A 12,362-nucleotide genomic window follows, 5' to 3' on the forward strand; every position below is an offset into this window, starting at 1 on the left:
TATCTGACACCAGATGAAATGGAAGCAACATTCTGGGATCGGCAAGGAATCTAGCCGTTCCCAGAAAATATATTCAAAAATCGTGTCTTTTTTATTGACTATAGTCCACATCAAACCATTTTTTAATATAAACACCAATTTATTGTTTGGCTCCACTACAATTTTTTCTACTATGCTAAGAAATACTTCCGAACTATACTCTTCTAAGAAATTTGGTCCTGATTTTATCAATTCAATCAATTGCTTTGTTTTTTTGATCTCTGTTTGTATTTTCTCAGGATTTTCATGATTTTTTATTTGTGCTTTCAAATCATCTATTTTTATTTTTATACAAGCACTTTGCTCCATATAAAAAGCAGAGTCGATACATTGTTTTGCCATTGCCTGGTTCAATAATCGACTCTGATTTGATAATTCCACTATTTGATTTTCCAAATTCTCTATCTTTCCTTTTGTTTCACAACTTATCTTTGTTCGTTCCAATGTTTCCACAATGGGATACAGCAATTCTTTATATGAATTCTGCAGTTTATTCCACATAGTAACAAATCCAGCTTTAATAGAATCTTCATCTACTGCCTTCATTGAACAGTATTCTTTTGATTCAATATGCTCTTTGCAGCACCACTGATATTTTTTAATACCATTCTTTTTTGTATCCGTATGCCTTCTAAAATTCGATCCACAGCTTCCACAAACGACTTTTCCAGTAAAATCATACCTTTTACTGTTATCCACATTTTTTCGTTCTCGATATGCAAACAGGTTTTGTACATTCTCAAACTCTTCTTTTGACACAATTGGCTCATGATTATCTTCTATCAGATACATAGCTCGTTCCCCATGATTTGCTTTTTGTTTGAACGGAAACTCTGTGGTATAGTATTTTTGGTGCAGCATATCTCCACTATAAATTATATTCTTCAGCATATCTCTTACTGTATGAGCACTCCATCTTGTACCGCCTGTACTGGTTGGCACTCGCATTTGTGTCAGTTTTTTCGCAATGCTCCAAGCTCCGTTTCCGCTTAAATACTCGTCATAGATAAACTTTACAATTTCTCCAGTGGTATCAATTACGATCTTGTTTTGCTCATTTTTGCAATATCCATAAGCCACATTTCCAGTATTATAGCTGCCTTCCAAAAATTTCTTCTGTATAGACCATCTTTCGTTTGTTGATATACTTTCCGATTCCGCCTGTGCGACTACAGAGAAAATAGTCAGAAGCAGTTCACTTTGATCCGTAAGTGTATTGATGCCGCCTTCTTCAAAATAGACTCCAACATTAAGTGCCTTTAGCTTTCTGACTGCACTTACACTTTCCATTGCATTACGACCAAATCTGGTTATGCTCTTTGCCATAATCAGGTCAATTTGTCCATTTTCACAATCCTGAAGCATTCTCTGAAAGCCTGCTCTTCCTTCAAATGTTGTGCCGCTTTTGGCATAGTCTGCGTATATTCCTACGAAAATCCAGCCATGCGTCTGCTTTATTTTTGATTCAAAATAATCTTTCTGTGCTACATATGATCCCATTTGTTCTGCCTTATCAGTACTGACACGACAATACGCACAAACTCTGATTCCTATTTTACTGGCACTTTCTTTTGTAACTGGCTGAATTACTTTTACTTGCTGATTCATAGTCTTCCTCCTTTCCTTTTTTCAGAACAGACAATACCATGAAAGCTCATACACATCTATTCCTTTTTTAACTTACTTTTGAAAAAAAGGGCTGATACTTTTCAATATTCAACGCGTCAATTTTTTCATACTGTTCATATGTAATGAAGTTCCTTTGAAGCATTTGATTCAACAGTTCTTTTGACATCTGATAGAATAGTTCATTCCGAGTTTGTTCTTCTGTCATACAAAATCCTCCTTTCCGTTTTGCTATTTTTTATTTCTACTTTGAAATGACAAAATAAAAATGAAAAATAACAAAACTAAGCCGCATGATCCTCATACGGCTTAGTGTAATACTCTGATTTAATTTGCCGTATTTGACACTACTTCCCCGGCATTGGGCAGCAATATAAACTGTGCTTGGCTGCACACATAGGCTTTTCACCTCCCCCGTCATGCAGGCTGCCGTCCTTGCGATGTCTGGGACTCGGCAGAAGTATCATTATGGACTCTGTTCCGGTCATGGCATTTGATCCTGCCAAAAGATCAATCCCATGCAGCAGAATCGCTCGGATTATGTATTACAGACCAACGAACCTCTCTCAAAAATATGTTTATTTCACGTTCTGTTGTAACGAATCGTCATGGCGCACTGCATGGTACTGCTTGTCCCTTTCGGGCGAAACAGAGTAACGTATTTATATTGCTGGGTATTCGGTTTTCAAAGAACACAGAGGCAAATAAAAAACCCCCTCACTTATAAGCCGAAAAGTGAGGGGGTTTGCCCCGCTTTTTTTGAAAATTTTTTTATTTTTTTAAAATTTATCCAAAATACTCTTTTAAAGCCTTTATCATCTTCATTTTTGCTCTGTTCACAGATGATTTTGATACGCCTAACAACATCGCTATTTCTCGTTCTGTCTTGCCTAACAATAAATATTGTAATATTCTTCTTGTATCATTCTCAGCTATGTATTTTGCAATATATAGATTTATAATACTCCTTATTGCAGATTCTTCCGTATCTTGGGTAATGTCTTTTATATAGTCCTTACCATTACGTTCTTCTGTATCCCAGCTGTCATAATATAACAATCCATGTTTATAATCTCTTTCTATTTGATAACGCTCTTGCCTGTCCATTTGATAATACGCCGTATATACTTCGCGGCTTACTTCAACCAATTGGTTCCCCAGTCGAATAAAGTATTTTCGTTCAGATTCAGTCATAAATATTCCTCCGATTCAAATTTGTTTTTTAGCGGCAAATTTAAATCAGAGACTGGCGGTGATCGGCACCTGTCTACACAACAAAAAAAGCAAACCTCAAACTGAGATTTGCTTTTTGGCATAGCTGTTCTATTGAAAATGTTATATATTTGATGTTGAATGGATTTTTTTGCACAAAAATCACTGTTTTTTCATTTTCATAAAATAGACAGTGACTGATGATATTCTTTATGTTTTCACAATATTCTCCTGCATTTTTGTGTGTTCTTCCATAATTTATCGCATCCTAATAGCTATCACGACCTTTTTCAACTTTTTACAGATAAATCATACAGAACTTTATCTAAAAAAAATGTAAAAACGTCTCGAATAGATGGATGTTTTTTTCAACAAAAAACGCTATTATATGCCTTTAGTGCATAAAAAAAGACCACATTTTAATGTGGTCACAAATCAATTTTTATTATCTATTTCATTCAAGCAAACGCCATATTTTGCTATTTTATTTTCATCCATAGTAATAAAAATATTTTTATATTCATCTATTACAGTTACATATTTTAAAAAATCATTAGTTTATCTTTGTTTCTATTAGTATTTAGAGATGGCAACAGCATTGGACAAACAAATTTAACTATAAGACAATGTCTGGCTTTCAACAGCTAAAGGATATACTCCATACATTTTACTGAGAATAATATTATAAAAAAATAGGTACAGAAAATAGAATTTCCGTACCTATAAAATCACATATTCTTTTACATCTGCATTTTGACTTTTCTCCAATCAGTTGCCACTTCCATTGTAATGCCATTGCTTAAAGCTTCAAAATGCTTCTTACCGCAATGGATTTTCAGCTGCTCTTTACTTCGTAAATCCATAAGGCTGGTGCTTCCCTTTGTTTCCAAAATAAAGTAAAGCTTTTCTTCTCCATTCTTATTCAAGTATACTGCCCAGTCCGGGTTATAAGTTCCGATTGGTGTATTCACCTGAAAACGACTTGGAATTTTGAAGAACATTTTCACATCAGGATCATGATCCAGAGCCAAAGCAAACGGTTTTTCCACCAAACTGCTGTCATATACCACATAATCATATACACTATGCTCTACCTTGACAGCATTTTTATCCAAATTTGCAATAAACTCTGCTGAATCAAATATTTCCTGCACATAGTATTCCTCGCCATCCAATTTGATATAACGAATACCATCAATGGCTAACTGATGACGGTAAAAGTTAATTATTTCCGTCACCTGCTCCAGAAAGGCTTCCGGATTATTAAGAAAATCCTCTAAATGACCACTGCGAACTAATATTTCATTAACTGTTTTTGGTGTCAAAAGTGTTTCGTCACTAATCTGTGTGATAATATCCGGAAGTGCATCATAAGCATATCCAATATCCAAAGAACGCATTTCCCTTTCTGTATGGGAAACACCAGATTTTTCAATATTGATGTCTGCTGTTTGAGAAATCAGTCTTGCCTTATTGATTTTTGGCATACTTTGAATTGCTTTCACACAATTTTCTATCAGTATCGGTGTATCTATCTGCACACGGTATGCTGTTTTCTGCTTGATTTTATTCCATAACTCCATAAACTCTGGTGAAAGTATAACCTGTTTATTGAGCTTGACCACAACATCACGAGAAGCATCACGGATCGGCGGCTTTCTGTCTGCTTCCAGAATGATTTTTGTAAAACGATCTCTGGCAGCTTCATATTTCTTTGGCAAATCAAGAGTACCATTTTTCAATGCGTTCTTCATGGTATCTTTTACTTTACCTGTGCTTGTAATATAGCCTTTTTTCTCAAAATGTTCCATAAGCTCCGCCGCTTCTTCATGGGTAACTGTATGTTTCTCTACGGTTGTAACAGTACTTGTGATACCAACAATCGCCTCTGCTGCCTGTTCTGCTGTGGCACCGTTTTTCATTTGGCGCATAACTTCTGTTACAGGATTTGGCGGTACAGACAGTTCGCCTGATTCCAGAGCAGCCGTGACTTTTTCTTCTGCAGCTGCCATTTTAGGCTCGTTCATCCACTGCTTAATAGAACCATCTGATATCCATGTTTTTATTAACTCATGAGCTTCCTCACTGGTAATGGTGTGTTCATATGTAACTTTTTTCTCAAATGTGATACCTGCAAACATATCCAACTGCAATACACCAAATTTTACACCAGTTTCATCTTCAATTTCTTTTTGCAGTGTAGCAGCAAATTCTGCAAAACTTTCGTTTGCCATCACATGAAGGATATTGATGTTTTTGTCCTCAATACGTTCCCCATCCTGGTTGACACAAAGACGAAGTCCGCGCCCTACCTTTTGTCTGCAAGTAAAAGTAGATTTTTGCTCTATCAATGTGCAGACCTGAAATACATTTGGATTGTCCCAGCCTTCCTTCAGTGCAGAATGTGAGAATATAAAACGCAGTGGACAGTCAAAACTTAACAGCCACTCTTTATCCCTCATGATTGTGTTATAGGTATCATCATCTGCCTGCGTATTTCCCTTTGTGTCTTTCAGCTTGCCTTTCTTATCCTGTGAAAAATAACCGTTATGTATTTTGGAAACATCAGAAGAAAATCGATTGCGTATTGGCTCATACTTTGGCTTTGCAATCAGTTCCTTATAACAGGTTTCAAACATTTCAGCATAAATCCCTGGTGTTCCATCTTCATGACGATATTTATCTACTTTGTCTATAAAAAATAATGACAATACCTTAATGCCTTTTTCTGTATAACGCAATTCTTTGTCCAAGTGCGCTTCAATTGTTCTTCTGATTTGTGCCATTTTAATGACATTCTCATCAATATCACCAATTGCTTTTCCCAGTGATACTTCCATCGTATTATCAAATTCGATATGCTCCATTTCCGGTGTACAGTCTATACCAGCAACCGTATAGCCTTCATATAAATCTCTTTCGCCAGACAGCAAAAACAAATCATCATTTGGCTTGACTGTGACCGCTTTTCGTTGAACGGTGCCATTTTTCCCTTTTACGTCAATTTCTACCTTTGCCTTAAAACCATTGTCGTTGGACACAGACAATAATTTTACATACGCCTGATTGAAGCCGCCTGCAACTTGATTAGAGGATACAGAAATCTGTTTTACCAGTCCCATTTGATAGGCGTCTACTGGTGTCAGGCGGTACAACAGATTGATTTTTTCCCTGTGAGTTGCAGAATAACGGAACACACAAAGAGGGTTCAATGAGGCAATGGCTTCTTTTGCCTTTGGTGTATTATCCACGCTTTGGGGCTCATCAATAATAACAATGGGGTTGGTGTCCTGAATATATCGCATTGCCGTTTCACCGTTAAGCTTATCCTGTGGCTGATTGATGATATTTTCCATCTTTTTAAATGCGTCAATATTGATGATCATAATTTCAATATCAGCGCTTGTGGCAAATTGGCGTACATCTGACAGTTTAGCTGAATTATAGATAAAGAATCTATTTGGCACACTGTCATACTGCAAGGCAAAATGCTCTCTTGTGATTTCAAAGGATTTGTAAACCCCTTCTCGGATTGCCACAGAAGGCACTACAATAATAAACTTTGTAAAGCCGTATTTTCTATGTAATTCAAATATGGTTTTGGTATAGACGTATGTTTTGCCTGTACCTGTTTCCATTTCAATGCAGAACTGGGGCACACCATCCTCCAGTTCTGTAAGAGGCAGAAGATTGCGTTTCTGCACTGTGTGCATGTTCTCTGCCAATGTATTTCGATCAATTCTCAAAATATTCCCAACACCAAAGTCGTTCAAAGATACCTGTAAATCATTGGTAACAGAAAAGGTACTATGCGTATTTTCCTGTCCAGTAAATAAGTCTACCACGGCACTCACGGCTTTGGTTTGGAAGTCTTGGTTTTTAAACTTTAGTTTCATTTTTTCACCCTTTAAGCTAGTCTTAAGTATAGTTCTCTAACAAGCTGCCAGTCTCTATTACATATTATTTTACTATGTTCTTACGCTTTATCGCAACAATATTTTCTGTAGGAATCAAGTTTCAGTTTCACCTTATCTCACCGAAATAGACTCCTCCACCCTTTCCCATCAGGCTATCACCTTCTTTTTATATGCAAAGGTGTTCCAGTCAAAATGGGAATAGGGCACATTTGTGATGGAAATCATATCTGCCAGCTTATCATAAACTGCCCCATAAATAACGATATACTTTGACTCAATGTTTTTTTGAGTTTAGAAAATATTTATATCTTCTACATTCCTCCATATTTTAGATAATGATACTCCTCCAATCTTTGCATTTTTCATAAAGTCATTATAGTCTACGAATTCCATATCAGGTTTATAAAACTCACAAAAAGATATATATTCTTCTCCATTTTCTTTCCCGCCATATGTTACAGAATATCTCTTTCCTTGATAACTGAATTCTATTTCATTTCCACTTGTTATCCAATTTTTAAATTCTTCAAAATTATGATTCATCTCAATAAACTTATTTTTAAGCTCAGATATATCTTTTTATTTGGTATCCTTCTTGGCATAAAAAATTCCCCACTTGTTATTTAGTATATCATACTGTCTAACAAATGGGGGTAGTTCAAGGATGGTTTCCTATTTTTCTTGTTCTGTTTAAAATACCATTTCTAAAAAATTTATATCACCACTGTCCATCATCAAAATTTATATCATCCAACTCCTTAATATACACCGAAATCCATTTCACAGTATTTGTCTGAGGGTCTGTTTCAATAAATATCCCTTTATCCGACTCATACACTTCCTCAAATTCATCATAGTAGAATGATGAATCGTATTCTATCAAGTCTTCTACCGTCATTCCCACCTTAATTTTTTCAAATAGTTTTCCTTTATAATCTCCCAATGTGGTTATACGAAAAAGTTTACCATTTATCTTATGAAAAAATAATTCAACCGCATTGTCTATATCATATCGAATCCATTTATCATTCAATATCTTTTTTTCCGCATTATCCAAGGAAACTATTTTATTAACTTCCTCTTCTTTACTATAAAGAAGAATCCCCGCCATTCCAACATATGGTATAATTGGAGCATAGTAATCTATCATTTTATTCCTCCTCCGCAAAAATGATTGTAGCTTTTTCCTTGCCATCCGTTTTATACGTATTTTTAGAGCCTTCAACTACTTTCACAATTCCTTTATCTGTTGTACTTATCTTTACATACGGATCAGAACCATGCCGACCTCCTCCTGGAGATACTTGTACTTGAGAAATGTTTTTTCCATTCCCTGAATTATTCACTTGAATAATTTGTGCTCCTGAACGTGAACGTGTAGAGTTCCGTACCGACACATCATATCCCTCTGATTTAAGATCGTTTGCAATATCGCTTGCTGATTTTCCGGAAAAAACTTTTGGGTTTTCCTTTAATTTGGAAATGGACAGTTTGCCATTTTTCATAACTGACCCGATACTTCTGCTTCCCCTTGTTCCGCTGAAATGACCGCCTCCGCCTTTTCCCATTAGGCTGTCACCTTCTTTTTATATGCAAAGGTGTTACAACCAAATTGAGAATAGGGCACTTTCGCGCCGGAAATCATATCCGCCAGTTTATCATAGACTGCTCCGTAAATAACGATATGTCTTGGCTCAATCCTTTCCAGCAGCTTGTCCACCGCTTGTTCCAAATAATATCTGTCAAGCTTTCTTTTTGCTGTGCCATGAGTACCAACCGCAACGATGCTGTGCTTTTCTATGCCGTCAAAACAGAACTCGTATGTTCTTTCATCACCCCATGAGAAATTGGGGATAATCGGAACGCCGTTTTTCTTCAGCCAGTAACCAACTGCTCTGTTGCGGTATGTATTCCAAATCTGCATGGAAAGAGGCATATCGCGGTAAAGGCTGAAATCAGGCGTAATAACCCCTTCATATCGCTTGAATATCTCAAGATATTTGTTGGGATGATTCCAAATCCTCTCAAATTCCCTGTCATGGATATAGAAATGCACCCACTGGTCATAGTCTTTATTCCCGACTGCTTTATCAAATGGGATGACTCTTTCGGGAATTTTGCCGTTGTCGCCAATGATCGGAAATTCATACTCCCCATCAAATTGCGCACCTTCTACCAGCCATGCCTTAAAAACGTCATATATAATTTTTGTATCACTCATTGTAAAATTACTTTTCCTCCTTTATAAAAAATTTATCTATTTTCTTGAAAATCGGATAAAGCCATGCTACAATGAGTTTGTCAGGACGCATTATATGCGTGGCTTTATCCGAAAGTATGTTTCTTACTGCGCCAACAGTTTGAAGCATACTTTTCTCTTTTTTTCGTTTTCTACCCTCAAGTAACATCCCTCCTTTCAAAACATGATCTTGTATGATCACCATAGGATTATGATATATGGCGCATCTGATAAGCTGCCGCATCCCATGATACACCACACTTTTCAATTACATCAAATAAATCCATTCCTGCTACCAAGTGTGCCGGAATCATAATTTCTCCGGCAAGACATTTTGCCTGCCATTCCGGGTCGCAATATGCTTTTACCACTTGCTTGTCAAAATTTCTTTGCAGCTTTACTCCATTCACACATAGCAGCAAATAGTGGGCAATTTCATGCATCACCGTCATTCGATCACGACCATTCCCTTCACAGGCACCGTCATAAACACTTTGTCTGATTTTAATATAATGATTTAAAATGTCTGTTTCTCCATGAACATATTGGGAAAATTCTGTATCTTCCACTATTTCCCATGACAGTTGAGGGAAAATGTCAGGCAATACTTCCAAAAACTCCATTACCGGAAAATAAAGCTGATTTTCCATATGCAGCAGTTTTCTTAACTGAAAAGCATAGTTTCTTAAATTATGCCGCGATAACGGCTGCGAAATATATGGTACCATTTATTCTCCTTTCTTCTCTTCTCCTACCGCATTATTCTGCAATACTTTCAGGATTTGTTCCGCCGTTTCGTCCGACATATTTTCAAAAGTTCTGGTAAACACAAGCGCGGCTTTCCTTTTTGTACCGCTTGATTTTGCCATGTTCTCCAATCCGAAAATCGCAGCGCTGTCCTTCGTCTCAAAATATGCCTGCTTTAGTTTTTTTTGTCCTTCCTCATCCAGTTGGTAAAATTCGATAATCTGGTCAATCCATTTTTCCGGCACGTTTTTTCTTCCGTTTTCCACGGCTGACAAAAATGCTGAGGAAACACCGAGCCGCTTCGCCATATCTTTTAATATTTCGCCTTTGTCCAGACGTATTTTTCGGATTGCTTTTCCAAATTCCGTTAACATTTTTCTGTCTCCTTTCTTCTTTTTTTTAGTATACCATATTTAATTATATAAGTAAACCTATATAAGGTTAATTTTTATAACTTTTTTTGGTTGTAAAAATGAAAGGTGCTCCTTCAGCCGTTTCATGGCTTTTGGAACACCCATTATCGTTTTCGGATTTTGTGATTGATTCTGCCTGATGCAAGATAATCATTTTACCAATACACCATATACCTCTCAGTTATTTTCGGGCAAGTGTTTATAAATATCTGAAATATCTGTATTTTTCACTCTTTATTTGTTTCTTTCTCTGAGGTGCAAAACGCAATCATCATATCGTTCGGTGTAATATTCATGGTAAAATATTACACCAGCTTCAACTCAACGCCATGATCCTTCAAAATATAATGTGCGTTTGCCATTGCAGTATCATCCACAAAGCTTTCTCTTGAAATAATCAGCTTTGCAGGGGCATATTCCGCCATCTGTTCCACATCTTCCGGCTGCACATCCAGCGCAAGGCAGATCAAAAGCAACGAGTCTTCGCCAATGGAATAGGCTGTTTTGCCATTGATTTCTACAGCTGTAATGGAATAGGTCAGAGGGACACCCAGCTTCAGCATAATTTCGCAAACCATATCCAAATCGGAACGGTCCGATTTTACACGATGGATTATATTGTTCATGCGTTCATAGAGTAAATCCAGCTGCTCCGCCGTAACAGGTGTGTTATCCCATGTTTTCAGGTTAGAGGAATCCAGCTTGAATACCTTAAAGCCAATATCCAGCTGTTCCTTGTCCTCCAATGTCATTTGATTATTTTCTTCTAATATCTTTTTGCCGGCTCTGCGGATACGCTCTTTCCCGATTTCACAGATGTTTTTATAACCTGCTTTATAAGCTTCGCTTTTTTCGTCGCAAACTTCCGGAAGCTGTACCATAATAAACTGACGGTTGCCGCCATCCTCTGCGTTTAACTGCATGACCGCATGGGCTGTGGTGGCAGAACCGGAGAAGAAGTCAAAAACAATTGATTCTTTATCACTGCCTAGTTTCACAAGTTCTTTAATCAGATTTACCGGTTTAGGATTGTCAAAAATAGAAATATTCCCAAGTATTTCTGTCATTTCTTTAGAACCCTGTGTATTAAGAGGTACAAAATCCCACAAAGATGTATATGTGATCCCATTTTTTACATCACACAAAAATCTTTTAAGCTTTGGACGACCTTTCCCATCCTCACCAAAATATATTTCATTATTCTCTAACAACCGCTTAATAGTTTCTTGATTAAATCGCCAATTTCCATTTTGAGGAGGATAATGTTCCTCCCCTGTATTTGGATTCTGAATGGAAAAATACAAAGATTCAACATACCTACCGCCCTTCACATTTGCACCCAAATCACCCGAAGTCCAAGGTCCTTTAGGATGATTGTCAGGATTTTGATATCTTGCAAGTTGTTCTGGTGTCCGTTCTCGTAAATTCAATACAACGGAATCTATCCTCTTTGCATATAAAACTATATATTCGTGAGCGGAGCCGATAATTTTATCATTAGGTGGTGTACTTCTCTTTTTCCATACAATTTGAATGACAAAATTTTCCTCTCCAAATACTTCATCGCACAATTTTCGTAAGTTTATTACCTCATTCTCATCTACAGAAATGAATATCACACCATCATCTCTCAGCAAATTGGCAGCCAATCTCAAACGAGGATACATCATATTCAGCCAGTTGGTGTGGTAACGCCCCATGGTTTCCGGGTTGCTTTTGGTGGTCTGCTGTGTCACTTCTTTGTATCGTGCCAAAGGATCGGCAAAGTCATCTTCATATACAAAGTCATTTCCTGTATTGTACGGCGGATCGATGTAAATCATCTTTACTTTGCGGTAGTAGGCTGTTTGGAGCAGCTTCAATACCTCCAGATTATCCCCTTCAATATAAAGATTTTTTGTATCATCCCAGTTTACGCTTTCTTCCAGACAAGGGCGTAATGTACCTGTGGAGCGTTTCTGTGCCAGGCGTAAACACTCCGCTTTGCCTTTCCACTCAAACTTATATTTTTCAAAATCATTGTCTATGTATTCTCCGCATAAGGAAAGCAGTTTGTCTATGTCCAGCTTGCCTTCCGCAAAACATTCCGGAAAGACAGATTTTAGCTTGTCCATGTTGGCTTGTTCTATGTTCATTGACAGTCCGTCTAAAATATTTTCGCTCATATTC

Annotated in this window: 12 protein-coding genes; all 12 read right to left on the minus strand. The window is 37.0% G+C overall.

Annotated features, from left to right (window positions below; genetic code table 11):
* On the minus strand, positions 1-1,647 hold a 1,647-nt coding region (locus H9X84_RS11730), incomplete at its 3' end, for a recombinase family protein (protein WP_205134525.1).
* Between the two features lie 67 nt (positions 1,648-1,714).
* A complete protein-coding gene (locus H9X84_RS11735) occupies positions 1,715-1,873 on the minus strand; it encodes an SHOCT domain-containing protein (protein ID WP_159432917.1) in 159 nt (52 codons plus the stop codon).
* Between the two features lie 578 nt (positions 1,874-2,451).
* Complete coding sequence (locus H9X84_RS11740) at positions 2,452-2,859, minus strand: helix-turn-helix transcriptional regulator (protein ID WP_205134526.1); 408 nt, start codon at positions 2,857-2,859, stop codon at positions 2,452-2,454.
* Between the two features lie 758 nt (positions 2,860-3,617).
* Entirely contained in the window at positions 3,618-6,773 is a 3,156-nt protein-coding gene (locus H9X84_RS11745; protein WP_205134527.1) for a type III restriction-modification system endonuclease, read from the minus strand.
* Positions 6,774-7,085: 312 nt separating this feature from the next.
* Positions 7,086-7,337 (minus strand): hypothetical protein, encoded by a 252-nt coding sequence (locus tag H9X84_RS11750; protein WP_205134528.1) that lies wholly within the window; start codon positions 7,335-7,337, stop codon positions 7,086-7,088.
* 175 nt (positions 7,338-7,512) lie between these two features.
* A complete protein-coding gene (locus H9X84_RS11755; RefSeq protein WP_205134529.1) occupies positions 7,513-7,944 on the minus strand; it encodes a hypothetical protein in 432 nt (143 codons plus the stop codon).
* A gap of 1 nt (position 7,945) precedes the next feature.
* Positions 7,946-8,362 carry a hypothetical protein gene (locus H9X84_RS11760; protein WP_205134530.1) on the minus strand — a complete coding sequence of 139 codons (417 nt, stop codon included), beginning with the start codon at positions 8,360-8,362 and terminating at the stop codon, positions 7,946-7,948.
* Entirely contained in the window at positions 8,362-9,015 is a 654-nt protein-coding gene (locus tag H9X84_RS11765; RefSeq protein WP_205134531.1) for a DUF4417 domain-containing protein, read from the minus strand. The genes H9X84_RS11760 and H9X84_RS11765 overlap by 1 nt, the downstream gene beginning before the upstream one ends.
* Before the next feature lie 7 nt (positions 9,016-9,022).
* Positions 9,023-9,202, minus strand: coding sequence for a hypothetical protein (locus H9X84_RS11770; RefSeq protein ID WP_205134532.1), 180 nt, complete (start codon positions 9,200-9,202; stop codon positions 9,023-9,025).
* A 40-nt stretch (positions 9,203-9,242) separates the two neighbouring features.
* Positions 9,243-9,761, minus strand: a complete 519-nt coding sequence (locus H9X84_RS11775; protein ID WP_205134533.1) for an ImmA/IrrE family metallo-endopeptidase — start codon at positions 9,759-9,761, stop codon at positions 9,243-9,245.
* Entirely contained in the window at positions 9,762-10,154 is a 393-nt protein-coding gene (locus H9X84_RS11780) for a helix-turn-helix domain-containing protein (RefSeq protein ID WP_205134534.1), read from the minus strand.
* Between the two features lie 344 nt (positions 10,155-10,498).
* Entirely contained in the window at positions 10,499-12,358 is a 1,860-nt protein-coding gene (locus H9X84_RS11785; RefSeq protein WP_205134535.1) for a site-specific DNA-methyltransferase, read from the minus strand.
* Between the last annotated feature and the right edge of the window lie 4 nt (positions 12,359-12,362).

Source organism: Anaerotignum lactatifermentans (assembly GCF_016902535.1).
GTDB lineage: Bacteria > Bacillota > Clostridia > Lachnospirales > Anaerotignaceae > Anaerotignum > Anaerotignum lactatifermentans_A.

Coding starts and splice junctions, on each gene's coding strand:
- H9X84_RS11735 (WP_159432917.1), bottom strand. CDS start 1,873: ATGACAGAAGAACAAACTCGGAATGAACTATTCTATCAGATGTCAAAA.
- H9X84_RS11740 (WP_205134526.1), bottom strand. CDS start 2,859: ATGACTGAATCTGAACGAAAATACTTTATTCGACTGGGGAACCAATTG.
- H9X84_RS11745 (WP_205134527.1), bottom strand. CDS start 6,773: ATGAAACTAAAGTTTAAAAACCAAGACTTCCAAACCAAAGCCGTGAGT.
- H9X84_RS11750 (WP_205134528.1), bottom strand. CDS start 7,337: ATGAATCATAATTTTGAAGAATTTAAAAATTGGATAACAAGTGGAAAT.
- H9X84_RS11755 (WP_205134529.1), bottom strand. CDS start 7,944: ATGATAGATTACTATGCTCCAATTATACCATATGTTGGAATGGCGGGG.
- H9X84_RS11760 (WP_205134530.1), bottom strand. CDS start 8,362: ATGGGAAAAGGCGGAGGCGGTCATTTCAGCGGAACAAGGGGAAGCAGA.
- H9X84_RS11765 (WP_205134531.1), bottom strand. CDS start 9,015: ATGAGTGATACAAAAATTATATATGACGTTTTTAAGGCATGGCTGGTA.
- H9X84_RS11770 (WP_205134532.1), bottom strand. CDS start 9,202: ATGTTACTTGAGGGTAGAAAACGAAAAAAAGAGAAAAGTATGCTTCAA.
- H9X84_RS11775 (WP_205134533.1), bottom strand. CDS start 9,761: ATGGTACCATATATTTCGCAGCCGTTATCGCGGCATAATTTAAGAAAC.
- H9X84_RS11780 (WP_205134534.1), bottom strand. CDS start 10,154: ATGTTAACGGAATTTGGAAAAGCAATCCGAAAAATACGTCTGGACAAA.
- H9X84_RS11785 (WP_205134535.1), bottom strand. CDS start 12,358: ATGAGCGAAAATATTTTAGACGGACTGTCAATGAACATAGAACAAGCC.